The sequence below is a fragment of the Paraburkholderia sp. BR10923 genome (assembly GCF_040948765.1).
GTDB classification, from domain to species: Bacteria; Pseudomonadota; Gammaproteobacteria; order Burkholderiales; family Burkholderiaceae; genus Paraburkholderia; species Paraburkholderia youngii.
Window position 1 is genome coordinate 11,955 of the sequence record NZ_JBFPKO010000010.1, and the last position, 25,406, is coordinate 37,360.

Below are 25,406 nucleotides of genomic sequence, written 5' to 3' on the forward strand. Positions count from 1 at the left end.
GTCAGTGCAACATCCCGCCCTTAGTCGCCGAATACGGGCACCGTGCGCTCATCAACCGAGTAAATATCCGCGATGGCTCCGGCGTTCTTGATACCCGTGCCTGTCAACAGAACAACCGTCTCCTCTCGCGCCCGAATCGCCCCAACCTGTGTAAGCCGATCAAATCCTGCAACCGCAGTCGCCGAAGTCAGCTCAGGCAGAAGACCTAATCGCGCAATCCGCCTGAGAGCTTCAACGATTGCTTCTTCTTCCACAGCCACAGTCGTGCCGCCCGTCTCTCTGACAGCGTTGACCACTTGCGCCAGCCGCAGAGGATGGGCGATGGCCGTCCCCTCGGAGACTGTCTTTCGAACCTCGCGCGGAACGGGAGTCGTGACGCCCGCCTGGAAGCTGGCATCGATGGGAGAACAGTTCAATGGCTGGCAAACGAAGAGCTTGGGCATTTTGTGAACCTGACCCGCGCGCATCAGTTCCGAGAACGCCAGATAACAGCCAAGTACATTGCTGCCCGCGCCTGCAGGCATGACGATGTTATCCGGCGCCTGGAAGTTGAGGTCCTCCCAGATCTCGTAGCCGACCGACTTGGTCCCTTCGAGGAAAAATGGCTGCCAATTGTGGCTGGCGTAGAAGATGCTCGCGGACTGCCGGACCGCCTCATCCTCACACGCCTGTCGAGGCCCGTCGACCAGTTGTACCTCCGCCCCGTAGGCTCGCATCTGGGCGATCTTCGCGGGCGACGCGTATGCGGGCGCCAGAATCTTCACGCGCATAGCGCCTGCAGCGCCATAAGCCGCCACCGACGCTCCGCCGTTGCCTGAACTGTCCTCCAGAACGGACGTGATACCTTGTTGCCGTAACATCGAAAGCATCACCGTGGTGCCGCGATCCTTGAAGCTGCTTGTGGGGCTGAACCACTCCAGCTTGAAATGCGGCCGGTAGTCGTCCCATGTCTTCTGGATCAGGGGGGTGCAACCTTCCCCCATGGAGATGGGGGAGACGATCTCGACGGCGAGCGATGCGCGATAGCGCCATTGGGAGCGAGTGTGTCGGTCGATGTCATCTCGCGAAATTCCAGCCAGCGGCGAGATCAAGAGCGGTTTGCGGTTGTCCGAACACCACCGAGGCGTGTCTAAAGGATAGGTCGCGCCGCTGAGCGGCTCAACATAGTGCGATTTCAAGTTTCTGACTCCTGGTTGGCGCATACCGGATCGCTGCAAGAGCAAGACGACGATGGCCATGACGTTGTGGGGTGTTGCGGGAAGGCCATTGGTTGATGAAAAGGCGGCCCTTAGGGAGCCAAACGCCAGGCGCCCTTAGCATCAGGAATTGATCGGTTGAGGCCGCCATCGACTACGTGCGGGGAGGTCGCGCGGCGACGTGCGATGAAGGCGAGGAGCATGCACGGTGCGGGTCATCATCGCGGATCCTCCGGATTCTGGGTTCAGGCCAGGACAGCGATCACCAGGGCCACGCCACGGTGACTCCGAGGCCGAGGTCAGTGGCGCGGCGGTGGATCAATCGAGCGACGGTCAAGTCCTGCAAGGCCAGGCCGGTCATGTCGAAAACGCTGATATCTGTCGGGTCGCGCCGCCATTGGGCATGGCCCGTGAGCAGGTCTCCCATCTCGACGGAAGCCGTCTGCGGTGCCCATTGCAGTTCTCCAAGCTCGCGGGCCTGCTCCAGGTCATCGACGACGATCCGGGCTCGATCCAGGACGCCCACGGGGAGCTCGCGCTTGCCTCGGGTGTCCGCGCCGACGCAGTTCAAATGCGTCCCAGCCTGGAGGGCTGTTTCATCGAAAAGTGGGCCGCTACCGGTCGTCGCGGTGATAATGAGGTCGCTTTGGGCGACCGCCTCATCCGCATTCACGGCGCATCTCAACATGCATTGGTCCGCAAACAAAGATTCGAAGTCTGCCTGCGGTTCCCGATCCAACGAGACGTAATTTACGTGCGTCAGCGAAGGCAGCGTTCTGAGTGCAAACGCGAGTTGAGCCTTGGCCTGGATACCGGTGCCGAAGACCGTGGCCACGGCGCTGTCCTGACGGGCGAGCAAAGAGAGACCAAGGGCGCCGGCCGCAGCAGTACGTGCTGTGGTGATGGCATTGCCGTCGATCACGCACTGGGGCCGGCCGGTGGCCGGATCGAATAGCAGTACCGTGGCCTGATGCGCTTCGCCACCGATCGACCGGTTCGACGGCCAGAAGCCGGCTGCCTTGAACCCCAGCAGGTCCTGGCTACCGACATCGCCGGACTTGATGCCAAAGATACCGCCTGTGTTCAGCTTCTCTCGAACCACCGGAAACACGCGGCCCGCCTGCCGTCCGTGGAGTTCGAAAGCCTCACGCACCGCGGCGATGACATCGTCCGGTACGAGCAGTTGCTCGACGACGTGCTTGTCGACGAGGAGGAGCGTGGCGTCACTTGGCATCGCTGTATACCGTAGCGCGGGACACGCCCAGGTGGGCGGCGATGGTGTCCATCGCGCGACGGACCTCAAGCAGGCCACCCGCTTTGAGTTCCTTCAGCAGCGAGCGACGATCCTCCGGCCTGAGCGAGCGTGGTGTCGATGCCAGGCGTGCGGCGAACTCGTCGATACGGGCGCGAATTTGGTCCGCGTTAGCAGGGTCCAGCGATTCCCTGGCCGGCGTGCTGCCCTCGACCGCCGTGAACCTGCTCAGCGCGTTCTGGAACCCGTGGAACAGGGTGAGGTCGACGTTCATGCACAGCGCGGCGATGTAGTCGCCCTTGGAGTCCTTGATACCGATGGAAGTGCTTTTTACCTGTCGGCCATCCGAGAACTGGTTCGGATAGTTGGCGATGATCTGCTCATAGGCAGGGTCCATGATCCGCGCCAGACCAAGTTCGGTCGCAGGTTGTCCGACCTCGCGACCCGACAGATTATTGTGGATCGCGAGCACCGCATGCTCCGGATCCAGAAGGTCATGCACCACGACCTCGGTGAAGGGGGCGAAGGTTAGGGCCAGCCCTTCGGCGACCTGTTTGATCTGCCCCAGCAGTAGCTGCTGTTCGGGAGTTTTCTTCGGCATGTTGGGTCCAGTCGTTTTCTTTGGCATGCTGGGCAGTTTGGCTATTACTAGAAGATTTGTCAAACCCCTAACAAACCGTCTAGATGAAAAGCCCGAGCCTTGTTTGGCGAGGAGCTTCCAACGCCTGATAAATCGGTGCATGCACGACAACATGCTCATCCACGCTCTAGTGGATTCCTCTGACCTAACACCCCGCCAGAAGGCGTTCTGATCGGGCCCGTCACAGATCTGTGGCACCCCTTTCGGCCCGTGCAGTGCACGGTGCCGTCCGTCACCTTGCCGCGAAGCGCTCGAACACAGGGAACCCCGATGGCGCGCATTCACACTTTTCCGCAATTAACCGAACGCGGCGACGATAGGCGTTTGCGCGTAATGTTGTACCCCATGCTCGTTCGATCGCTCCAACAGGCAACCTTCCGACTCTTGCTAAAGCAACGGCCGGTTCCTGACTCGATCCGACGTTTGAACGTCTGCGCGACCGTGCGAGCAAATGACGCCTCATGGCCACTTGCAGTCTTATGCCTCCCGCACCGATCGTGCCGCCGTCCGTGGCGCGACATGTCCCCGGCTGTGGCTCCGGCACCGGTTACCAACTCCCCGGTGCCGGGTGCGAAACGGGGCGGTACAAGGATTGCCCGGAGTGCCGATCGTCAATCCTCGTTGACTTCGCCGTCTTGGTCGACGGCCGGATCTACTGGATCGGCCGCTGGGTTCTCATCAGCGGGTGCGCCGGCATCCGCCCCCGCACTTTCAGCTACCTGCGCATCAACGGCGTCGCCTGACTCAACTTCCGCCACAGCTGCACCGTCGCTTGACCCGGCTTGCGCAACTTCTGCAACGTCGCCTGACTGAGCTTCCACCAGATCCGCAACGTCGCCCGACTCAGCTACCGCCGCATCTGCGACGTCGCCCGACTCAGCTACCGCCTCATCTGCAACGTCGGCTGACTCAGCTACCGCCTCATCTGCAACGTCGGCTGACTCAGCTACCGCCAGATCCGCAACGTCCCCTGACGCATTGGGCTCCTGGATTGACTCATCGGTCGGCGTCGTAACGATCTCATCCGGCACGCCAGCCGTGCCGTCCACGTTCAGTGTCATCGAAATCCTCATATGGTCGAGTTAATGGTAGAAACCCCCAAAGGATTCCCAATGAAATGCGCGTCGCCTACGGTCGACTTTTTTATCGCAGGCAGCGTGGCCAGCGTGGGAGAGCACATGGTCTCACATCGCTAGCCCGATAATGGATCACAGCATGGACGCATTCGATCTGGATGTGTTCGCAAGCGAACACATCGCGTGACGCGCATAAAAGCCTAAGTGTTCCGCCGAACGGCCTGCTTAATCTTCTGCCTGGAAATGGCGTGCGTCATGCCGGCAATGCGACCTGAAGTTTGGCGCATCGTCGTTGGCTACGCTCCTGCTCGTCTGCCAGCGCCTCGTCGCAGTTGGCCTTTGACGACCAGAGACGCTCGAACGAAGGCCGACTCGCGCACCGCGAATGCAATGCGAATACTCGTTCCCGCCGCTGCCAATCGTCGCTGCGGGCCATCGGCGTCAAGCGGTGCTGCCTCGTCCTTTCCAGGTCGTCAGGAGCAAGGCGGCTGAGCCGAGGAGTCGGCAAGCGCATTTCGACTGCTATCGCCGGAATATTTGCCGCGCGCAGCCGTTTAGTGCGTACGTGCGGTCCCCTCCGTCTCGCGGCCGGGCCGCCGTGACTGCCGGACCGGTCGTGCCGGCAAGAACGGTGTTGCCGCGCACCTTGCCACAACGCCGCCTCTGTATCGCCTGATGCATCACCCGCCGCCGGTGAGGGGCCTTCGCGCGCTCGCCGTGGCGCAAATGCAACTCATCAGGCGGGATCGCTCGCGACAGCCAGCACACCACCCACAGGGCGTTCGCGCGTGCGTGGATGGAGGCTGACGCAGCTTTCGTGGAGAGTCGAGTCATGAAAACTGTCATCACACGCCTGGCTCCGCGTCTTGCGGCGCCTGCCAATCCCGCGCAAGCAACGCAGCCCATGCTCGCGCGAAGTACTGCCCGTTCGGGCCGTCCCGCGCGCAGCGCACGCGGCTACCCGTGGCGTCGTCTGCTGCTCGCGCTGTGCGGCATCGGCGTCGCGCTCGGCGCAGCAAACTTTGCGTACGCCGAAGATTCCGTCCCATTGCTGCCGCCACCCTCGGTCACATCGACCACCGTGCCGGCCAATGGTGACCTCAATCCGTATGGCGTCGCCTTCGTGCCGGCCGGTTTTCCCACCTACGGCACCATCGCGCCGGGCGACCTGCTGGTGTCTAACTTCAACAATGCGCAGAACGTGCAGGGCACCGGCACTACCATCGTCAAGATCGTGCCGGGCGCGAAGCAGGCCACGACGTTCTTCCAGGGCCCCCCCGGGCTTGGCCTCACCATGGCGCTCAATGTGCTGCGCGGCGGCTTCGTGCTGGTCGGTAACACCCCCACTACTGACGGCACGTTCCACACGATAAAACCCGGCTCGCTGATCATCGTGAACCGCAGCGGCAACATGATCGCGCAGTGGACGACCGCCGCGAAGATCGATGGACCATGGGGTATGACGGTGTTCGACCAGGGCGATCGCGCGAAAGTGTTCGTCTCGAACGTGCTGAACGGAACCGTTGTGCGGCTCGACGTCACGGTCGACGACAGCGGCGTGCATCTCGTGAGGGCAATCCAGGTCGCATCTGGCTACCAGTTCCGCGGCGACCCGGCAGCAGTGGAGATCGGGCCTGCCGGGCTCGTGTACGATCCGTTACGCGATGTGCTCTACGTCGCGTCGATCGTCGACAATGCGATCTTCGCCGTGTTCGGCGCGGGCACCTCAGAGCATGACGGCGGCAAGGGCGTGGTGATCTACGCGGACAACAAGCACCTGCATGGAGCGCTCGGTCTTGCGTCAGGACCGAACGGCCATCTCTTCACCTCAAACGGCGACGCGATCAACCCCGATCCGGCACAGCCGAGCGAACTCGTCGAGTTCACGCCGCAAGGGCAATTCGTTGCGCAACTGCCGATTGATCCGGCGCCAGACGGTGCGTTCGGCATCGCGTTTGGTCGGGTGATGAACGAGCACGTGCACTTTGCCGCGGTCGATGACAATACGAACGCAGTCACGGACTGGAAATTGCCGTTTGAGGAACAGTGACGGATCCGGCGGTGCCATCAGACACGGTGCAGCTGTGAACCGACTCGCGCCGCGGCAGGCGCAATACACGCTACGGGGTAAAGGGGTTCATGGTACAAGCATGAAAAGTACGGCCGATCGTTCATGGCCGACTGCCTGAAGCGGTCGGCCGTACCTCCGCCGTTGACCGGTTCCCCGCGAACGGACCACAAGGCGCTGCAGAACGGACACTCAAGTGGTGTAAGCCCAGACACCCACCTCTTCAGCATTCCGCTTGGGCCGTCGGTGCGCCCCGTATCACCTTCGCCTGTCGCCGGAATTTCTCATTCGGGATCTGCCGCCGCCGGTAGTCCGTCAGCTTCTTCCAATCCCGAATTTCTTCTCGAGTTCGAAAGAAAGCAACCGATGCATAGCTCGGTATTACCGTCGGAAGCGCATACCTCGACGCACGGTGATTTGACTGCCATCGCTTGTCTCAGGCGCCGGCACGCGTCGGATTCACTTCTACCGTCACGTGTGACAGCCCCTTAAAGCGTTTGAGCGCCGCGTGATAGAAGCTCGGGCTGCGTTGTATTTCATTGGTGACGACCGATACCACCGCGCTCATGTGCCCGGGGCCGACGCGCCAGACATGTAGGTCAAGCACGGCGTCACCGTTGTCTTCAATGACGTGACGAACGTTTTCGGCCATGCGCTTATCCAGATTCATGTCGAGCAGAATGCCTCCCGTATCGCGCATCAGGCCCCACGACCAGTTCGCAATTACCAGGGCGCCGATTACGCCTGCGAGCGGGTCCATCCAGGCCCAGCCGAACGCACGGGCCAGCAGGATGCCGATGATCGCGAGCACGGAAACTGCCGCGTCTGCGATGACATGAATGTAGGCCGAGCGAATATTGTGATCGCGATTCGCCGCTGCATGCGCTTCGTCGTGACTGTGATCGTGTTCTTCGAACTCGATCGAGCGTTCACCATCGGGCAAGCTGACAATGGCCCTGAATGCATGTGGCTCGGGAATGTCATCTTTCGACTCCAGATAGCTCCCACGGTCTTCAAACGTGAAGGTCTGCCGGGAACCGTCGGGCCGAATCGTCGTAATTGATACCGCGTCGGTGGTCAGCCTCGAAGAAGTCATTTCAGGCGTAATGCGGAAAACGGGCGGCACACCATCTTCGAAGACCGACACGGCGAAAACGCCCGCGTTACCGAAGATGCGATGCGCCTCTTCCTCATGACCGTGTGCGTCTTCATGTCCATGCCCGTGACCGTGGCTGTGCCCATATCCATGATCGTGGCCGTGGTGGTTTCCGCTGAGCAGCCAGACGCTTGCGAGATTCACCAGCAGGCCGAGCACCGCGATGGGAATCGCTTGACCGAAGTGGATGGGCACGGGCGAGAGAAAGCGCGAAATGGCTTCATATCCAATCAGCAGCGCGATCATGGCAAGCACGATAGCGCTGATAAAACCCGCCAGGTCGCCCAGCTTGCCGGTGCCAAATACGAAGCGGCTATCGCTCGCATGTCTGCGCGCGTAGGTGTATGCCAAAGCGGCGATCATCATTGCGCCGGCGTGTGTCGACATGTGCAGGCCATCGGCGACGAGCGCCAGCGAGCCGAACACGCTTCCGCCAACAATTTCAGCCACCATCATCGCACTGCACAGTGCGCTGCTCGTGTGAGTTCAAAGCGAATCCTGTGGTTGGTGCGTTCCACGGTCAATTCGCGGTGCGCTCGGAGCGGCCCGTCAAACGCCTCGAACAGGTTGTTGCCGCAGACGTCTTCAAGGTACGGCGCGACGCGAATGGCTGGCCGCGTCGCCGTCCAGGGCGAATGCGGCGTAAAGGTCCAGCGTCTTTCGCCCTTTTCGATCGCCACGCGCCCTGCTACCGGAAGTCCGTCATCGCCCACGACCATAATCGCGCGCCGCAGCAACGCCCAATCCAGCGACCTGGGAAACACCATCTCCAGAGGTTGATAACTCTGCGCGGCAGGAGGTAGAAGCGTCCAATCCGCGAGCGCGACGAGCTCCCGGACCGCCTGTGCGACAACGAAAGGCTTGTAGAAATTCTGCCGTAGCGGACGACCGGACGAGTCGACCATTGCCGAGCCGATGGCCAATGCGTAGCGTTGCCCCAACCTCAGCGGCGGACCCAGTTCCCGATTGGGACCTACCCAGCGTTTCAGCCTGCCCGGATCCAGCAGAACCGTCAGGCATCGCATGTTCCTGTCCCAAAGCTCCAGCGCAGGCCGATAGAGCACGTCGTGCGCAGGCCGTCCATCGGGGCCGATGAGACGGATCTGCGCCTCGGCACCGCCACGCCGCATCGGGCTGGAAAAGCAAACGTAGAAGCGAAGCAGGTTTTCCGGCAGCACATCGGCGGATGGAAAGACACCCGTCACCGAAGCCGGGTCGACCCCGATCGGATTCGGTAGCGAGAATTCGAGCGTCAGCACGTCCGCATACCCGACCCGGCCGAGCGGCCGCGGATCGAAGCTTGCCCGATAGCGAACGCCCGGTTCGAACGGAAAACGCGGAACGAATCGCACCCCGGCCTCCAGAAGCTGATAGCGGCCGGCCACATCGGGAAGTTCGTCGCCGCCGCGCGTGGCAGCATCGATGACGTTCACACGCAGCACGGATTGCAGCTGGCGGGCCGTTCCCTGGCGTTCGACGAGAAACTCAACGAGATCCGCATCGAGGTTGTACACGCCGACGCAAGCCGCCCCGCTCCGCTGTGTCTCGTGCTCGACCCGCAGTGTTGGCTGAAGTGTCATTGGCATCCTTACCCAGTCTCGTCGCGTGATCTGCCCACCGCTACGCGTGGTCGATCTCGTTGCGATGTTCGCGGTAGTGGAACGGATCGGGACCATTCGGCCAGTTCATTTCCGCCATTCCCAATCTGCGGTCGAAGAAGTACGGAACCATCAGCGTGCCGATGTCCAGCCGCCAGGACGTCTTCGGATGCCGCCAGATCACGACTGCCCATCGTGGATCGAGAATCGCGATATGTTCCGCCCGGATCGGCAGATCGCGCTGCGTACGCCCGAGGCCACCCGGCCCGAAATCGATTGGGCCACCGGTCGGCTCGGGTTTCGCGGTCGTCAACTCCGCAGCCTCGATACGCGACGCGCTGCGTACATCGATGGTGACCAGCAAGTAATCCTTATGGTCTGTCGGATCCGTATAAGTCAGCATATCCAGCGGATTCGACCCATAGCCCAGCTCGCCGATCGTGTCCCCCCGCACATGGGCGCCATCCTTCAACTCTTCCAGTTGGAAGCGAACGAGCGGCGTGCAACCATACACGGCAAACAGGTATGGTTTTCCATCCATCTCCCGGATCAGTTGCCGCACGATCGGGGCGCGCGTTTCGAACTCCCCGTGCGTCGGGTGCCAGATTTCTACGGTGCTCGTCGACAGGCGGGAACTGAACGGGTACGGGATGCGATAGAGCGTCGATGCAAAGCGCTGATTCGAGATCCCTGTGACGAAAACTTCGCCGTTGTAGTACTTGACGTCCGTAATCGCATAGACCTGCTGGGGCTCGAACTCCAGCATCGCCCTCTGGTCCGGCTCGTTTGGAATTGCCATTTTCGAGTGCGAAATACCGTCCAGTTCGAGCAACTCGAGCTTGCCGTGATTGACCTTCACAATCGCAGCCATGGCACCTGGTCCGCTGCCGCGCTCGACCGACATGAAGATCTGTCGCGACGGCTGATGGATCGCCATATCGTTGATGACAATATTTCCGACCGTCGTGCCGAAGAGCGCAGCGAGCTTCTGATCCACGCCCAAAACCAGATCGCGGCCTTCGAAGTTGTGAAAATTTCCCATCTCCACGTCGGCCTGAGAGGTCACGTCCGAATCCTTCAATGCGAACGCATGGACGGCCGCACCCGTGATATCGCCGACGAAGAGGACATTGTCGGGCCCGAACTCGAGGGCTCCCGCAGACCGAAGCGGACCGCCCGGCCGCGGCAAGCCGCCCCTCTCCACGTCGGCCCTGGCCTTTTCGCCCCCGGCCAGCGCCGGGCGGGACAAGGCAAGCATGAGTGCCGAGGTTGAGCCCGCACGCAGAAATTCGCGCCGCGCACGAGCCTCTTCCGCCATACCGGATTCTGTCGTGTGGTCCATTGCGTTCCCTGGTTGTCGTTCGATGCTAGATGGTGGCGAATCCGCCACCGGCCGCCGTCAATCCACCGCTGACCTCAAGTGCATCGATCGCGCCATGCAGTTCCAGCGGATTGACGCCTTCGCCATGCGTGATCAGGCCGCCGGCGATTGCGATCTTGCGCGCCGATCCTCCGGGCTTGATGCTGAGCGCCGTCGCTGCAAGCCGGACAACGACGCCTTTGACCAGTGAGTCGCCCGTACCGCCCCACGTCTCGATGCCCCGGCGGACGGTGATTTCGCCGACAGGCTGGCTGATCTGAATGCCCACTGCGCCATCGGCATGCGTGACGACGCGCTCGAATTGCGCCGACCGCACGGTGCCCGTGTAGACATTGAAGCCGCGCGATCCCTGGCCGAACGTCTCGATCAACGCGTTGACTTCGAGCCGCTCGAGGGAGCCGAAATTGACGAAGCCGATGCCGCTCGGCCCGTGGGACGTGACCTTCCCGTCGACGATCCAGCGATCGACGGTTCCCCAGTTGTCGAGCACCATGTCATTCGAACCGTAGGTCGTCACCGGGCCGTGATTGCGCACACTGGCAACGAATGCGCCCGACACGACGAACACGCCGCCGGTGATGCGATCCGGCGTCCCGGGCGCGATGCCGCCATCGCTGTGGACGGCGCCTGTCTCCAGGCGATTCGCCACGACACGCCCGCCCGTCTCTCCGGCGCCACCAACGAAGATGCCGCTGCCGCGGACCGGCGCACCGGCACGGCCCGCCGAAAGCCCGGTGAGGTCCGCCGTGATGACCACGCCGCGGTCTTCGCTCTGATTCCAGAGCGTGAAAACGCCAGGAACGACTTCGACGCCGTATCCCTTCGGGCGCTCTTCATAGCCACGGGCGTCCGCGGCCCAAATGTCGATATCGTGTGCTTCGACATGGCCGCCAGCCACGCTGTCGCGGGCCAGCAGTTGCACGACGCCCGCAACACTCAAATGGCGCAGCACGAGCCGACCGAATCCGTCGACACGCGTGTCGTTGAAAATGGCGCGCCGATCGGGGTCCGTGGCAACCCGCAAGCCTTCGACCCGATTGTCTGCCGACAGCTGGAGCCCGTCGCTGCCTGGCGCAAAGCGCAGGGCGGCATGTGCGTCGATGCCGGTCAGAGCCAGGCCGGGCCGCAGGCGAAGGGCTGCCACCCCATCGATCTGCGCTGAGACGACGATATGCAGAACCTGGTCGTCGTCGACTGCCGTCTGCAATTCGGCGCGCGTGGAGACGGTGCGCGTTTCGGTGTTCATGGTGAGTCGTTCCTCCATGATCTGATGCACGGCGTGCAGGCCGCTTAGACGAGCGACACGGCCTCTTTGGCGCTGACCAGCTTGCCAAGCTTTCCATACTCGTGCAGATCGCCGCCAACCTCGATCCGAATCGACTGGTCGATGCCGCCCACGCGCACGGGAGAAAAACCGCTGACGGTAATGAGTCTTGCCACGACCTCGCCGGCTTGTGCATCGTCCGCTGCATAGAACAGCACGGCACGCTCCGGCGACCGGTTTGCTCCGGCTTCCAGCGATTCGGCGCCCAGCGTGCCGAACGCCTTGACGAGACGCGCCCGATCCGGGAGCAGCCCGGAAATCAACACGCCAGAAGATTGCTCGTCAGGAATGATCTTCCTGTATCCGCCGTTACCGTCCGGGGCGATCGGGTTTGACGGGTCCACGATGATCTTCCCCGCCAGCGCCTCACGATGGGTGACGAGAAATTGCCTGATTGCGTCGAACTGGATCGCCAGCACAATGACGTCCGCCTTGGCAATTGCATCCTTGACCGTCGACGCTTCGGCATGGTTGCCGAGGTCCCGGGCCACCTCCTCGGCCTCATCCGGCGTCCTTGCCGCGACGATGATCGTCTCGCCACCAGTTACCAGATTCTTCGCCAGCCGGGAACCTATGTTTCCAAGGCCGATGATTGCCGTGCTCATGACAGTTGCGCTCCTTTCTGTTTCCCGCCTGCGTAACTGCAACGGTGCATCGCGGCGGATGATGTAATCAGTGACGCTTTGCATTCGTCTTCGCTGTCGAAAGCGTGCACGACGAGGATCGGCCCGAACACTTCCGTCTGTGCGATCGCCGGGGAATGGTCGTTGATCTCCAGAAGTGCCGGACGATAGAAGGCGCCCCGCGCGAGCGGCCCATCGTTGACGACGCCCGCAGGCAGACTAGCGACTTCGCAGAACACCTCGCACATTCGCGTGTTCGTCTGCGCGGTGAAGCCAGGCCGACCTCGCAAATTAATAGCCATATCACACCCCCGTCCGGTTTCCCGTTTCGTTAAGAGCTACTGCTCAAACACTCGTGACACGCAATGTGTTCTGGATGGTAGCCAACCGTTCGGCTGACCGCTAACGGACATCGCGGAAATCGGATTTCCATTTCTGGAAAGCTCACGCGAGAGGCCGCTTTTGTATGCTCGAACGTGTGCCCCTGATGGGGAGGAAGAAGCCCATGCTCGCGCCAACCGAAGTGCTGTCCTCGATACTCGAGAAGCCCTTGGACTTTTCAAGGCAATCCGAACGGCGAGCGAGTCGTGCTGTAGGCGACTGGATCCTTTACGTCGCCACGGGCGGACGGCTGCCTTGCTGCCGCCCGGTTGCGGCGGTAATCTGCATCAGACGATTGAGGCCGCGGATCGCCAGCAAGGTGCGGGGCGGACGGAGCGTAACGGTAATGAAAGATCTGAATACGCTGCTGATTTTTGCGAAGGTTGTCGAGGCGAGCAGTTTCTCGGAGGGCGCGAGGCGGCTGAAGATGCCCATTTCCTCAGTGAGCCGCCGTATTGCCGAACTCGAAAATCAGCTGGGTGTTCGTTTGCTCGATCGATCCACGCATCACCTGAGGCTCACGGACTTCGGCACCGAAGTATTCGAGCTCGCGAGACAGGCCACCGAGGTCAGCGAAGCCGTCGACAATGTCATTTCGAACCGCCTGCCCGAGGTGTCCGGCGCCGTACGGCTCTGTGCGCCGCCAAACCTCTCCGATTCGCTGATCGTACCTGTCGTCGGAGCCTTTCATCAGTCTTACCCGAACGTGGAGGTCAAGGCATTCATTACCGAACGCATCGTCGACCAGATAGCCGAGGACGTCGATATCGCGTTCAAGGTCGGAACCTTCACCGACGCCACGCTCGCAGCGCGCACGCTTCTGACCTACCGGCATCAGCTCGTTGCAAGTCCAAAGTACCTCGCCAGATGGCCGCCTCCGGAATCGCCGCGGGACCTTCCCGCGCACAGGCTTTTCGCGTTCTCTTTCTGGAAGCCGGACTATTGCTGGAGCTTCGTTCATGTCAACGGCCGGGATACCGAAACGGTTTCCTTCCAGCCGGCAATTGCCATGAACGATTACACCGGGCTCATTGTGGCGCTGCTCGAGGGCTGCGGCATTGGGGAACTGCCGCCCATCGTCCAGCCAGACCTCGTCCGGAGCGGGCAGCTCGTCGAGATCTTGCCGGACTGGCATCTGCCGGTGTTCGACCTGACCATCGCCAACCTGCGCGACCGCTATCTGCCCCGGCAGGTCCGCATCTTCAGGGACTTCGCGTCGAAGATGGTGCCTGGGCTCTTTGGCACCTTACCATCCTGAAAAGGCGAAAACAGGCGATACCACCGAACCCCGTTTCAACCATTCGAAGTCCGTCCGTCAGGAGTTCGAATGTTCCGCGCTTTGCTCCGGAAAATCCGGAAACAACACGGGTGCCATTTCAATCGCGAATTCCTTGAAGAGCCTGCACGGTTTCGAAATGTGCCGGTTGCCCAAGTACACGAGAGAGAGGTCGTATGTCGGGAGGCGCCACTGCGGCATCACCTCCACCAGCTTGCCCTCGCGGACAAGATCGGGCCGGACCACAGGGGGCAGTTCACCGATGCCGGCACCCGCCAGCAACATGGAAGCGAGGCCGGCAAAATCGTTCATCGCGAATAACGGCTGGAACGTGAGCGTCTGCTTTTCCCTTCCATTCTCGTGCACGAAGCACCAGCTGCAATCCGCCTTCCAGTGCGAAAACGCAAGGAGGCGATGCTCGAGCAGATCCTGCGGTTTTCGGATCGCCCCGCAGCGCTTAAGGCAGGCGGGCGTTGCCACGATGCGATGCCGATAGGCCAGAAGGCGCCGCGCGACCAGCGACGAATCGCGCAATGCACCAACCCGGAACACAAGGTCGACGCCGTCCGCGATATGTTCGACGTAGCGCTCGGTAACGAGAATCTGAAAACGCACGTTCGGATAGCGCTTCTGGAATTCCAGGACGAGCGGCGTCAGCAAGGTGTCCGAAACGCTCGGCGGCGCCGAAAGGCGCAAGAGCCCTGACACGTCCGAGAGATGGCTGGAAGCGACTCTGTCGATGGCCTCACTCAGCTCGACGCCTCGCACGGCTTGCTCATACACCTCCTTGCCGAGGTCGGTGAGGGTGAGATTGCGCGTGGAGCGCTCCAGGAGCCGAACGCCGAGTGCCTTCTCGAACTCTGCGATGTGCCGGCTGACCGTAGAGACCGGCATGCCAAGCCGGCGTGCCGCCCCGGAAAGGCTGCCCGATTCGACCACCTTTGCGAATATCACCAGCGAGCTGAGGTTCGCCATCACTTTTCCATCATTGGAAAACCATTGTGCGCCAATCGTCAGCGGCGTCGCAAGAACGGGCGCCAACCCCGGAGTACGAGCGCGCACGTGACATGTCATGGCACGCCGACCTTCCCGGAACTGGAAAACGTTTTTCTGCTTTTCCGTCTACCGGAAAATCGCGGCTCGTCTATGGTTTCGAATAGACACTCGCGAGCCGCAAAGGAGGCGTCGATGACGACCATGAAAGCAGCAGTGATCCACGAGCCGGGTGGTCCTGAGGTGCTCAGGCTCGAACAACGTCCCATACCGACGCCGCAGCGCGGCGAGGTGCTGATCCGCGTGAAGGCGTTCGGACTCAACCGGTCCGAAATGTTTACGCGCCAGGGATTTTCCCAGAGCGTGAAGTTTCCGCGTGTGCTGGGAATCGAGGCGGTCGGCATCGTGGAAGACGCACCGGGAATGGAGTTCGCCAAGGGCGACACGGTTGCCACCGCGATGGGAGGCTTGGGGCGTGAGTTCGACGGCAGCTATGCGGAGTACACCTGCGTACCTGCCCGGCAGGTGCAAAAACTGGTCACTGGCTTGGCTTGGGAAACGCTCGGCGCAATGCCGGAAATGCTTCAGACCGCGTGGGGCTCGCTGTTCAAGGCCCTCGCGCTGCAAGAGCGGGACCGGCTGCTGATTCGGGGCGGAACGACATCGGTTGGACTTGCCGCCGCGGCAATCGCCAAAGCGCACGGTGCGTTTGTGATTTCGACGACCCGCAATCCGCAGAAAGGCGACGCGCTGCGTGCGAACGGCGCCGACCGTGTCGTAATAGACTCGGGCGCAATCGCGCAGGAGATCGGCGAAGTGTCGCCCGGCGGCGTGGATAAAGTGCTGGAACTCATCGGAACCACGACGCTGAAGGACTCGTTGCGCTGTGCAAAACAAGGCGGCGTGGTGTGCATGACTGGCATTGTTGGCAACCAGTGGTCGTTCGATACCTTCAGTCCGATGGAAGTGATACCGAGCACGGTGAAACTCACCATTTACGACGGCGGAGTCAATGAATTCATGGCGACGCCGTATGACGAACTACTGGCGCAGGTGAAGGCCGGAACACTTCGCGTCCCTGTTGGGAAGGTTTTTCGGCTCGACGAAATCGTGGAAGCACACCGGTGCATGGAAGAGAACAAGGCTGGAGGGAAGATCGTCGTGCTGCCATGAAAGGCGGCCTCGAGGCGATTGCACCGACCGATGGAAGCCCCCATCTCACGTTTCGCGATGCATACCGACAATAGCTGGCCATAAGGAAACCGCGCCCGCGGTGGCCTTCGAAGCACCTTCACTAATGGCGACGCGGCCGACCTAGCCCAGAGTGCAACGCGCCGCAAAATTCCCTAATTTCCTTTTGCGGTGTGTCGACACGAAACGCCGCTATTTTTTGGGCGGCTAGATGAACGTCAAGCTGGCCGCAACCCGGCTAGCCGGAGTCGTCACGACGACCGCAAAGCGGAATGTCCGAAATGAACCCTGAGAGCCAGCGACGCTGGGGCCGAACTTGCCTTCTGCAGCGGTGCGCTGCCGATTCGATCGTCGCGCTCGGCTAAGGTTCGCCTTCGCGACCTACGCCCTATGCGCGCCAGTGCGCGCGCGAGGCCAGCCGCCCTACGCGATGAAGGGCTCCGCGCGGCCAGAAGCGGCCGGTCGAGGTCGTCGTCCAGTTAGACTGGCCGAGATCTCGTCCGGCCTCGCTCAATGGCCAGTTTCTGGCGAGCAAACTGCAGAGGGCACTGCCTTGACGCGGCCAGGAAGCGTCATTCGCCATGACCGTCACCCGGTCATTTGAGCGGCCAGTTTGCACTGGTTAGCTGACGTACTTGCTGGCGGCAATCGCTGTCTTCGCCGCAGCTTCACTCATAGGGGCCCCGTCGTCGCATGGCTCGCTGTCAGCCCTCATACACCCTGGACAGGCCATCAAGCGACATTCGCCGCTCCCCTTAGACGGACGTTCAGACGTCGGCACCGCATTGCATATGGTCCTTGGCCTTTGGGACACGAATGCCGGTATCGTCCGTGGCCATAGGCTGCCCACAGCATGTATCCCAGGCGACTGCAGTCTCGCGTTGATTTCGTAAAAAGATCCGGAGATGCCGCTACGCGCCAGGCGCCACAAGCGCACAGAATAAAAGCCGAAGAAGGCGCAAAACGCAGAGATATCGGCATACATTTGCAACGTCAGCGGCTATTCTTCAGACGCTGCGACTGACGCGTTTCCGGTCGGCTCTGCTGGTCGCCGGCAGCCATTCCGCGCCCCACGCGGAAGGGGGGTGTATGTCACGTCAAAAACTACCTCGGCCCGCGCGACGCGCACTGCATCGTCGGCAGTCAATCGCACGCGTCTGGCTCGTCATCGGTATTTCAATTACCGGGCTGTCCTTTGCACATGCGACGCTCGCGGCGGGCACCCTTCCACGAGGCGGCGCTTACGTAGCCGGCGCCGGCACGATAGCGAGCCAGGGCAACGGCCTCGTGATCACCCAACCAGGTTCGACGCGCGGCGTGATCGATTGGAACAGCTTTTCGATCGGCAGGAACAACAGCGTGACGTTCGACAACGGCTCGGGCGCGACGCTGAACCGCGTGACGGGCGGTTCGCCGTCCGCCATCTTCGGCAGGCTCAGTGCAACGGGCAGTCTCTATGTGATCAATCCGCAAGGCATCGTCGTGGGAACATCGGGGGTGGTCAGCACGGGTGACCGTTTCGTCGCGTCGACACTTGATGTCGGTAATTGCGCGTTCATGCAGGGCGGTGGTTCCCTCACGCTGTCGGGCAGCGCGAACGCAAGCGTCATCAACCTCGGAAAGATCAGTTCGAGCGGCGGCGATGTGTTCCTGATCGCGCGGGGCGCCGTCATCAACGCCGGCAATATCTCCGCACCCAACGGCACGGCCGAACTGGCTGCAGGCGAACAGGTGCTATTACAGGACGCGGGCAGCAGCAAACAGTTGTTCGTGCAGACGGGCAGTCAGGGCACCGTGATCAACAGAGGGAACATAAACGCCGCGCAGGTCAGCCTGCAGGCAGCAGACGGCAACGTCTACGCGCTCGCGGGCGGCGGCACGCGCATCCGCGCGACGGGCACGGCAGATCGCGACGGCCACGTGTGGCTCGTCGCCGATGGCGGCCGTGTCGAGCAGTACGGTAAGATCGCCGCGAGCAACGCGGATGGCAGCGGCGGAACGGTCGACACGCAAGCGGCACAACTGGCCTTCGGCAAGCATGCAGCCGTTCACGCGGGCCAATGGAACCTGTTGACGCCTACTTTCACGATCGATGACGCCGCCGCGCGCACCTTGCAGCGCAGCCTGAACGCGGGCACGTCGATCGATGTCACGACGACAGGCGCGAACGGCGCAACAGGCGATCTGGGCGTCGCTTCGAGTTTGAGCTGGAGCGGTCCTGCTTCTCTCACGCTCGCCGCGTATCACGACGTGTCGGTGGCGACGGGCACGACCATCGCGAACTCCGGTGCGGGCAACCTGACGTTGCGCGGCGACGCAGCCGGCATCGACAACGGTGGCAGCGCTAACAACAATGGGACGATCGACTGGTCGCGCAGCACGGGCATCGTGAGTGCACTGCATGACATAGCTGGTGGATACTTACCGGGAAACATTCTGTCAAACAGCACATGGTCTGCCGCTCCAGACAGTGGTCTCGTGACGCAAGTTACCGCCTATGCGCTGGTGAATACCGTCTCCGATCTGGGCGCAATTAACCTCAACCCCTCGGGCAACTACGCGCTCGGCAGAGACATCGACGCCACGCCCCCGCCCGGTGAATTCAGTCGGACCGTGGCTTCGTTCTCGGGCCAGTTTGATGGCATGGGACACACGATTTCGAATCTTTGGTTATCTGAATCGCTTTTCGGGGACATCGGGTCTTCGGGCGTCGTTCGGAACCTCAACATTGAGGGCAGTGCCAACTTGCCCGAGTCTGCCGCCTGGGCGGGCTTTCTCGCAGACAGGAACGACGGTACGATCGCATCCGTGCACTCAAGCGGCAGTGTTACTTCAATCGGTCGTATTTCAACTGGGGGACTTGTGGGCTTGAACTTCGACGGCACGATCACGCGTTCGTCAAGCACCGCCGACGTTTCATCTGATTCGTTGACGGGAGGCCTGGTCGGAACCAACAGCTTCGGCGTAATCCGGCAATCGTTCGCATCGGGCGATGTCACCTCGACCCATCTTCAGGGAGCGGGCGGTCTGGTCGGCTACAATTTTGGCGTTATCACAGAGTCTTATGCGACTGGAACAGTTCATGTGCAGCCGCAATGTGACACGGTCAATGCGTGCGGGGGTGGGTTAGTTGGCGGGACTTCAGGCACGATCAGTCAGTCGTTCGCAACCGGCAAGATTGACCAGCCATCCGGACCTGTGGGAGGACCGGGCGGCATCGCTGATTACAACGCAAATTACATCGCGTCTTCCCCGGGGACCATCACAAACGATGTTTACTGGGATACGCAAACGACAGGCGCGCCAGTCGGCGTCCGCGCCACCATCCTAGGCGCGAACCTGGGTAACGCTCAAGGCTTGACTACTATGCAGATGAGCACGCCGTCCAGCTTCGGTCCGACATACAACTTCGGCCCAGGCGGTGTCTGGGCGATGCCCGTTGGAGCGACGCATCCGATATTGCAGTGGCAACTGGCGCAATGAGACCGACTGCTATCCACAACCATCAGCGAGCAGTCATCCTGTTGCATTGTGGCGGTAGTGGGTTAACTAGCAGCCGCGCCACTACTGCCTATCGGATCAGTCAAGGTCGAAGACGAGTTCATAGATAAAGGCGCTGTATGGCCGGTCCACGCCTGATACCTGCCCTTGCATTCGCGACGCCGACTCCTATTCTTCAGACGCAGCGACTCGCGCGTTTCCGGCTGGCTCTGCGGGTCGTCGGCAGCCATTCCGCACGCATGCGGAAAGGGGGCTGTGATGTCACATCCAGGACTACCTCGGCCCGCGCGACGCGCACTGCGTCGACAGCAGTCGCGCGGACACATCTGGCTTGCCGTCGGCATTTCGCTGACGGGGCTGTCCCTGACTGCCGTCGCGTTCGCGGCGGGCAGTCTTCCGCGAGGCGGCCGTTACGTCGCCGGCACGGGCACCATAGCCGGCCAGGGGAACAGTCTCATGATCACGCAACCGGGTTCGACGCGCGGCGTGATTGACTGGAGCAGTTTCTCGATCGGCAGGCACAACCGCGTGACGTTCGACAACGGCACCGGCGCGACCCTGAACCGGGTAACGGGTGGCTCACCCTCTGCCATTCTTGGCATGCTCAGTGCAACGGGCAGCCTGTATCTGATCAATCCGCAGGGCATCGTCGTGGGTCCGTCGGGTGTGATCAGCACCGGTGGCCGCTTCGTCGCGTCCACCCTCGATGTCTGCAACAGTGCATTCATGAGCGGCAGCAGCACACTCACACTCTCAGGCGACTCCGATGCAAGCGTGCTCAACCTTGGCAGGATCAGTTCGAGCGGCGGCGATGTGTTCCTGATTGCGCGAGACGCAGTCATCAATTCCGGCACCGTGGCAGCGCCCAATGGCACGGCGGAACTGGCCGCAGGCGCGCAGGTTCTGTTGCAGGACTCGGCAAGCAGCCGGCAGGTGTTCGTGCAAACGGGCAGTCAGGGCACAGTCGTCAACAAGGGGCGGATAACAGCCGCACAGGTGAGCCTGCAGGCCGCCGACGGCAACGTGTATGCGCTCGCAGGCGGCGGTGCGCGCATCCGCGCAACCGGCACGGCCAACCGCGACGGGCACGCCTGGCTCGTCGCCGACAACGGCAGTGTGGACCAACTCGGCAAGATCGTCGCGAGCAACTCGGACGGCAGCGGCGGGACCGTCGATACACAGGCGGTACAACTGACGTTCGGCAAGCACACGGTGGTCGATGCAGGCCAATGGAATCTCTCGACGCCTGCTTTCACGATCGATGATGTCGCCGCGCATGCGTTGCAACGCAGCCTGAACGCGGGCACCTCGGTGAATGTCGGGACGACAGCTGGTAACGGCGCAACGGGCGACCTCGGCGTCGCTTCGAGCCTGCGCTGGTCTGGTCCAGCCTCGCTCACGCTCGCCGCGTACCACGACCTCTCTGTGACGACGGGTACGACCATCGCGAACGCCGGTGCGGGCAACCTGACGATGCGCGCCGACGCCTCCGGTATCGACAATGGCGGCAGCGTGAACAACGGCGGCACGATCGACTGGTCGAAGAGTACCGGCATCGTCAGCGCGTTCTACGACATGAACGGCACCTACGGCCCCGGCACATTAGTCGGCAATGCATCGTGGACCGCCCCGGCTTACAGCGGCCTGGTCGCGCAGATAACGGGTTACCAACTCGTCAATTCGGTAGCGGACTTTCAGGCCGTCGACAACGACATGACTGGCAACTACGCACTCGGAAGAGATATCGAAGCGAACAACGCTGCGTTCATCACGCTGGGCACTACCCCGTATGCGATTAGCACGTCGTTCACCGGTCAATTCGACGGCATGTGGCATACCGTTTCGAATCTTTCTCCGAGCCTCGACGCCATCTTCGGCGATATCGGCCAAGGCGGTGTCGTGCGCGACCTGAAAGTCGACGGCCACCCGCTCGCCAACGACACAGGGTTCTACTATGGAATCGGCCTTCTCGCGATCAATAACCACGGTACGGTCGTCAATACATTCACCTCTGGCGCGAACAGCTGTGGTTGCTTCGACGCACCGCTGTCAGGGCTCATTGGGGCGAACTACGGGCTGATCGAGCGCTCGGGAAGCAGTGCCACAGTTCGGACAGGCGGCGTAGCGGCCGGACTCGTTAGCACGAACTATGGGTCGATCGACCAGTCGTACGCGACGGGCTCCGTCACCGGCTTTTTGACGCACGGCGGTGGTGCCGGACTGGTCTTCGAGAACCTCGGTAAAGTCACGCAGTCGTTTGCGTCAGGCAGCGTTTCCAGCGGCAACGGGTTGGCGATGGGCGGCATCTGCGCGGGTTGCTCCGGTGGCCTTGGCGCCGACGTTTACTGGAACGTCCAGACCACGGGACAACCGTCGAGCGGCGGCGATCTACCTGCATCCAACGGGCTCACCACGGCCCAGATGAGCAACCCGGCGAGCTTCGTCGGCTGGGACTTCGGGCCGAACGGCGCGTGGGTCATGGCAACTGGCGCCACGCATCCAGTGCTGCGGTGGCAAGTGGAACATTAGCCTGGCGCGATGTTGGTGGAACTGTCCATCACGCAGACGACTCGAGACCGGAGTGGGTCCCGTTTCTGACGCTCGATGCAACACCGCCTTAACGACAGCTTTCAAGGTGCATTGGTCAATGCTGGTCGAGATACAGCTTGGCCAGTCGTACCTCCGGCCGGACCGTGTCCGCGTTTCGCGTGAGCGTGACAAGCTTCGCGTAGTAGAGTTGCGCCTTCTTATCGTGCGCCAGGTCTGCTGCTTTCGCCGCACCATACAGGCCACGCAGGCGGTTCGGGGTTGCTTGCATCGATGCCTCATACTCCTTCAGCGCATCGGCAGGTCGCTTCAGATCGAGCAACATTTCGCCCAGCAACTCCCGCATCGGGTAAAGCCGGTTCTCCATCGCGACCTGCTTTTCGCTGCCGTCTTCCAGATCGGCGGCGGCGTGCATCTGCTTGAGCGCCTGATCGTCCTTGCCCTGAACATGATCCAGCCACGCCGAGGCGGCGAGGATTTGAATCTGGACCTGATCGGCCCAGTATGGCTGCTTGGCCTCTTCGAGCTTGGCGCGCAACTGCATGAGCATGTCGATATTGGTCTGCGCCATGTCCGCCTTGCTGCTGCGAGCGCAGCCTAGTGCACGGGCAAAATACGTGATTGCCTCAGCTTGCGGCCAGCGGCTGCCACGCGGCTCGAGCGTGGCAGCCTCCTGCCAGTCGCCGCGCTCGAGCGCATAGCGCGCCGGGATGGCAGCCAGCGCCGTGTAGACTGCCAGTCGGTCAAATGGAAATTTCGTGGCAGCATTGGCGTCATCGCGCACTTGTTTTGCATGCGCGTCCTGGCCCAGCTGTAGATAGGCGTACTCCATGAAATCCCAGGAATGGGGCGCCCCTGTATGGGTGGCGCCCGGCCAGCTTCTGGCGGCTTCTTCCTGCATCACCTTCAGCGCCGCTTCGTTCGATTTGATGGATGCATCCCACATGCCGAGCATCGAGTAAATATGCGAGGGCATGTGCAGGGCGTGCGGCGCCGCCGGGGCGATCTGCGCGTATTTGTTGGCAAACGGCAGTCCGCGCTTCGCGAGCGGCGGGTAGTCGTAGCTGTGGATCAGGTAGTGCGCGACACCGGGGTGGTCGGGCTGGTCACGGTAGATTTTCTCCAGGATCGTTGCAGCCTCGAGTTGGTTGGCGTACGTCTTGTCGCTGGGGTCCGCGGCCTCGTTGAGCGCAAGCGCATAGAAAATCGCGGCTTCCGTATCGTCGGGATACTTCTGCGTCAGGCGCGCCATCGCATGCTCGTATGCCAACGTGCGCTGGCTTTGTGGGACTTCGTCGTAGTCTTTGTAAAATGCTTCGGCAGCCAGCAGCCAATCGCGCTCCCGTTCGGTCTTCGGATCCAGCGCCAATCCCTTCTCCGCAGCTTCCCATCCGCGCTTGAGTGCCGTCTCGTCAAACGGCGGGACCAGCGGATTAGGACGCTGGGCAATTGCAATGCCCCAGTATGCAATCGCACATTGCGGATCGATCTGGGTCACGGCCTCGAACGCCTTGACTGTCGAAGGGTAAAAGAAGGAATGGAGCATCGCCAATGCCTTCTCAAACTGGCTTTGTGCCGCAAGGCTGCACGAAGTGGGGAACTTCACGGTGCCGAACTTGCCGCCAGTCGGCGGCGCAGCGGGGTGTTCTTCGCGCTGGGCGAGCGCGGGAGCGGATGCGAGGACCGCGAGCAGGCATGCGGTTATTAGCTGCTTGTGATACATGATGACCTCCCCCGCAGGATGAATGGCAAACTTCACGCGAGATCGTCAAAAGCGGTGGTGCCAGGCGGCCCGACGGCGATGCCCATCGCAATGACATTGTCGTGGGCGAGGGCTCCGGGCGCCGTGGACGATTCCGACTGGAGTGAGTGGTGAGCACTTTTTTTCTAGTCAAGGCGTTACGTGCCCACAAGCTCGGAAACCCTGGGCGGCTGCACATTTTCACTAACGGATCCAACGCACAGACCAGTTGCAGCCGCTTAGCCATCAGCCTACCGCGCAGTCGTTCAAAGTTGGATTGGCCGCAAGGCACGGTCCCCGGCATTGGCCGATGAATAGGCTTGCATCGTCACGGATCGAACGGCCGGTTACGGATGAGGAACGGACGCGTCAATGTCACTGGTACGGTTCGGTCGGATGACCCTTGATGGCCGATTGGGTCAGGTCGCCACCGGCCGCTTTGTCGCACCGCAGTTCGCGGGGTCTGGATCTTGTCGACTGACCGTTTTCGGGAAAGTTGTCTGACCGAGAAAGGTCGGGTATTGCCCGGCGGCGCCGGGTGCAAACTGATCCTCCCGTCCTTCGAAAGGAGAATCGTCATGGAAGCCACCATCAACCCCGGCGTCGGCCGTGTACCGTGGAATAAGGACAAGCTGACGGGGCAGAAGCTGCCACTGAAGCTGAGGGAGATTTGGGGAATCCGTATCCGCCTGCAGCTTGCTGGAAGAGCGCGCGAGCTCGCGCTGTTCAACCTCGCGATCACAGCAAGCTGAGAGCGTGCGATCTAACGAAATTGCGAGTGAGGGATATCTGTCTTGGCTCGCGTGTGGCACCAAGGGCGACTGTAATGCAGCAGAAGACCCAGCGGCCGGTCCAGTTTGAAATCACTAAACAGACCCGGGAGAGCGCCGCTGCGTGAATTCGAGAGGCGGGACTGTCGTCGAGCGACTATCTCTTCCCAAGCCGCATTCACGGCTCAGCCCATCTTTCGACGCGCCAGTACGCCCGCCTTGTCCATCGCTGGATAGGGTCGATCGGGCTCGACGACACAGCTTACGGAACGCATTCAATGCGTCGAACGAAAGCGTCCCTGATTTACCAGCGCACAAAGAACCTGCGCGCGATACAGTTGCTGCTCGGTGCCCAAAGCTCGAGAGTACCGTTCGATACCTTGGCATTAAGGTCGACGACGCTCTCGAGATGGCGGAACAGACAAGGTTTGAACGACAGGCGGCCGGACGGCACTCGGGCGCTGTCCGGCCCACGAGCGGTCGGTCGACAACAGGCTCCAGATCGTCGACAATTTCATGCCGTAAATCAACCGGGAAGGAATTGGCGATGACCATTTTTTGGACGCTCAGAAGCATTCCAGAACTCGCGAATTTACCGGCGAGCGATCGACGCAAAAATTGGCGACGGGCCTATCGCTGCACATGGCGCCATTGGCAGACATGGGCCGGCTTGCTCGCATGCATCATATGCA

The 25,406-nt window shown here is 61.6% G+C and carries 16 protein-coding genes and 3 pseudogenes; 6 read left to right on the forward strand and 13 right to left on the reverse strand.

Annotation, left to right across the window (positions count from 1 at the left end; translation table 11 throughout):
* Positions 1 to 20: 20 nt before the first annotated feature.
* From AB3X94_RS20120 to AB3X94_RS20135, 4 genes are all read right to left on the reverse strand, one after another.
* Positions 21 to 1,178 carry a pyridoxal-phosphate dependent enzyme gene (locus tag AB3X94_RS20120; RefSeq protein ID WP_246391991.1) on the reverse strand — a complete coding sequence of 386 codons (1,158 nt, stop codon included), beginning with the start codon at positions 1,176 to 1,178 and terminating at the stop codon, positions 21 to 23.
* Between the two features lie 280 nt (positions 1,179 to 1,458).
* Positions 1,459 to 2,430 (reverse strand): ornithine cyclodeaminase family protein, encoded by a 972-nt coding sequence (locus tag AB3X94_RS20125; RefSeq protein ID WP_176107353.1) that lies wholly within the window; start codon positions 2,428 to 2,430, stop codon positions 1,459 to 1,461.
* Positions 2,420 to 3,049 carry a transcriptional regulator gene (locus AB3X94_RS20130; RefSeq protein WP_176384734.1) on the reverse strand — a complete coding sequence of 210 codons (630 nt, stop codon included), beginning with the start codon at positions 3,047 to 3,049 and terminating at the stop codon, positions 2,420 to 2,422. Before AB3X94_RS20130 ends, AB3X94_RS20125 begins: the two co-directional genes overlap by 11 nt.
* 650 nt (positions 3,050 to 3,699) lie before the next feature.
* Positions 3,700 to 4,149 (reverse strand): mucin-associated surface protein, encoded by a 450-nt coding sequence (locus AB3X94_RS20135; RefSeq protein ID WP_176107351.1) that lies wholly within the window; start codon positions 4,147 to 4,149, stop codon positions 3,700 to 3,702.
* Positions 4,150 to 4,996: 847 nt separating this feature from the next.
* On the opposite strand from AB3X94_RS20135, the gene AB3X94_RS20140 reads away from it, so the two are divergent.
* The gene (locus tag AB3X94_RS20140; protein ID WP_176107350.1) at positions 4,997 to 6,214 is read left to right on the forward strand and encodes a hypothetical protein; all 1,218 of its coding nucleotides are present in this window, start codon (positions 4,997 to 4,999) and stop codon (positions 6,212 to 6,214) included.
* 241 nt (positions 6,215 to 6,455) lie between these two features.
* On the opposite strand, the pseudogene AB3X94_RS20145 reads toward AB3X94_RS20140, so the two are convergent.
* From AB3X94_RS20145 to AB3X94_RS20175, 7 genes and pseudogenes are all read right to left on the reverse strand, one after another.
* A pseudogene (locus tag AB3X94_RS20145) lies at positions 6,456 to 6,660 on the reverse strand (DUF1289 domain-containing protein).
* A gap of 8 nt (positions 6,661 to 6,668) precedes the next feature.
* Positions 6,669 to 7,859 (reverse strand): annotated as a pseudogene (gene dmeF / locus AB3X94_RS20150) (CDF family Co(II)/Ni(II) efflux transporter DmeF); the annotation flags it as partial.
* A complete protein-coding gene (locus AB3X94_RS20155) occupies positions 7,841 to 8,902 on the reverse strand; it encodes a hypothetical protein (protein ID WP_368612484.1) in 1,062 nt (353 codons plus the stop codon). The pseudogene dmeF and the gene AB3X94_RS20155, both read right to left, overlap by 19 nt.
* A 106-nt stretch (positions 8,903 to 9,008) precedes the next feature.
* Entirely contained in the window at positions 9,009 to 10,328 is a 1,320-nt protein-coding gene (locus tag AB3X94_RS20160) for a hypothetical protein (protein WP_176107347.1), read from the reverse strand.
* A 25-nt stretch (positions 10,329 to 10,353) separates the two neighbouring features.
* Positions 10,354 to 11,613, reverse strand: a complete 1,260-nt coding sequence (locus AB3X94_RS20165) for a hypothetical protein (protein WP_368612485.1) — start codon at positions 11,611 to 11,613, stop codon at positions 10,354 to 10,356.
* 44 nt (positions 11,614 to 11,657) lie between these two features.
* A complete protein-coding gene (locus AB3X94_RS20170; protein ID WP_368612486.1) occupies positions 11,658 to 12,296 on the reverse strand; it encodes an NADPH-dependent F420 reductase in 639 nt (212 codons plus the stop codon).
* Positions 12,293 to 12,562: an aldehyde dehydrogenase family protein gene (locus AB3X94_RS20175; protein WP_368612487.1), complete on the reverse strand. Its 270-nt coding sequence runs from the start codon at positions 12,560 to 12,562 to the stop codon at positions 12,293 to 12,295. Before AB3X94_RS20175 ends, AB3X94_RS20170 begins: the two co-directional genes overlap by 4 nt.
* A 479-nt stretch (positions 12,563 to 13,041) precedes the next feature.
* Between AB3X94_RS20175 and AB3X94_RS20180 the strand changes: the two genes are divergently transcribed.
* Positions 13,042 to 13,953: a LysR family transcriptional regulator gene (locus AB3X94_RS20180; protein WP_176107343.1), complete on the forward strand. Its 912-nt coding sequence runs from the start codon at positions 13,042 to 13,044 to the stop codon at positions 13,951 to 13,953.
* A gap of 57 nt (positions 13,954 to 14,010) precedes the next feature.
* On the opposite strand, the gene AB3X94_RS20185 is transcribed toward AB3X94_RS20180, so the two are convergent.
* Positions 14,011 to 14,946, reverse strand: coding sequence for a LysR family transcriptional regulator (locus tag AB3X94_RS20185; RefSeq protein WP_176107342.1), 936 nt, complete (start codon positions 14,944 to 14,946; stop codon positions 14,011 to 14,013).
* Between the two features lie 213 nt (positions 14,947 to 15,159).
* Between AB3X94_RS20185 and AB3X94_RS20190 the strand changes: the two genes are divergently transcribed.
* The 3 genes from AB3X94_RS20190 to AB3X94_RS20200 all read left to right on the forward strand — a co-directional run bounded on the left by AB3X94_RS20190 (position 15,160) and on the right by AB3X94_RS20200 (position 22,185).
* On the forward strand, positions 15,160 to 16,137 hold the full coding sequence (locus tag AB3X94_RS20190) for a zinc-binding alcohol dehydrogenase family protein (protein WP_176107341.1): 978 nt from the start codon (positions 15,160 to 15,162) through the stop codon (positions 16,135 to 16,137).
* Between the two features lie 1,107 nt (positions 16,138 to 17,244).
* A complete protein-coding gene (locus tag AB3X94_RS20195; protein WP_368612488.1) occupies positions 17,245 to 19,638 on the forward strand; it encodes a filamentous hemagglutinin N-terminal domain-containing protein in 2,394 nt (797 codons plus the stop codon).
* Between the two features lie 276 nt (positions 19,639 to 19,914).
* Positions 19,915 to 22,185: a filamentous hemagglutinin N-terminal domain-containing protein gene (locus tag AB3X94_RS20200; protein ID WP_368612489.1), complete on the forward strand. Its 2,271-nt coding sequence runs from the start codon at positions 19,915 to 19,917 to the stop codon at positions 22,183 to 22,185.
* A gap of 115 nt (positions 22,186 to 22,300) precedes the next feature.
* On the opposite strand, the gene AB3X94_RS20205 is transcribed toward AB3X94_RS20200, so the two are convergent.
* Positions 22,301 to 23,926, reverse strand: a complete 1,626-nt coding sequence (locus AB3X94_RS20205) for a hypothetical protein (RefSeq protein WP_368612490.1) — start codon at positions 23,924 to 23,926, stop codon at positions 22,301 to 22,303.
* Positions 23,927 to 24,522: 596 nt separating this feature from the next.
* Between AB3X94_RS20205 and AB3X94_RS20210 the strand changes: the two are divergent.
* Positions 24,523 to 25,138 (forward strand): annotated as a pseudogene (locus AB3X94_RS20210) (tyrosine-type recombinase/integrase); the annotation flags it as partial.
* Positions 25,139 to 25,406: the final 268 nt, after the last annotated feature.

Bases quoted from the DNA above. Each gene is read 5' to 3' on its own strand.
- AB3X94_RS20125 (WP_176107353.1), bottom strand. From the start codon at position 2,430: ATGCCAAGTGACGCCACGCTCCTCCTCGTCGACAAGCACGTCGTCGAG.
- AB3X94_RS20130 (WP_176384734.1), bottom strand. From the start codon at position 3,049: ATGCCGAAGAAAACTCCCGAACAGCAGCTACTGCTGGGGCAGATCAAA.
- AB3X94_RS20135 (WP_176107351.1), bottom strand. From the start codon at position 4,149: ATGACACTGAACGTGGACGGCACGGCTGGCGTGCCGGATGAGATCGTT.
- AB3X94_RS20140 (WP_176107350.1), top strand. From the start codon at position 4,997: ATGAAAACTGTCATCACACGCCTGGCTCCGCGTCTTGCGGCGCCTGCC.
- AB3X94_RS20160 (WP_176107347.1), bottom strand. From the start codon at position 10,328: ATGGACCACACGACAGAATCCGGTATGGCGGAAGAGGCTCGTGCGCGG.
- AB3X94_RS20165 (WP_368612485.1), bottom strand. From the start codon at position 11,613: ATGAACACCGAAACGCGCACCGTCTCCACGCGCGCCGAATTGCAGACG.
- AB3X94_RS20170 (WP_368612486.1), bottom strand. From the start codon at position 12,296: ATGAGCACGGCAATCATCGGCCTTGGAAACATAGGTTCCCGGCTGGCG.
- AB3X94_RS20175 (WP_368612487.1), bottom strand. From the start codon at position 12,562: ATGTGCGAGGTGTTCTGCGAAGTCGCTAGTCTGCCTGCGGGCGTCGTC.
- AB3X94_RS20180 (WP_176107343.1), top strand. From the start codon at position 13,042: ATGAAAGATCTGAATACGCTGCTGATTTTTGCGAAGGTTGTCGAGGCG.
- AB3X94_RS20185 (WP_176107342.1), bottom strand. From the start codon at position 14,946: ATGGCGAACCTCAGCTCGCTGGTGATATTCGCAAAGGTGGTCGAATCG.
- AB3X94_RS20190 (WP_176107341.1), top strand. From the start codon at position 15,160: ATGACGACCATGAAAGCAGCAGTGATCCACGAGCCGGGTGGTCCTGAG.
- AB3X94_RS20195 (WP_368612488.1), top strand. From the start codon at position 17,245: ATGTCACGTCAAAAACTACCTCGGCCCGCGCGACGCGCACTGCATCGT.
- AB3X94_RS20200 (WP_368612489.1), top strand. From the start codon at position 19,915: ATGTCACATCCAGGACTACCTCGGCCCGCGCGACGCGCACTGCGTCGA.
- AB3X94_RS20205 (WP_368612490.1), bottom strand. From the start codon at position 23,926: ATGTATCACAAGCAGCTAATAACCGCATGCCTGCTCGCGGTCCTCGCA.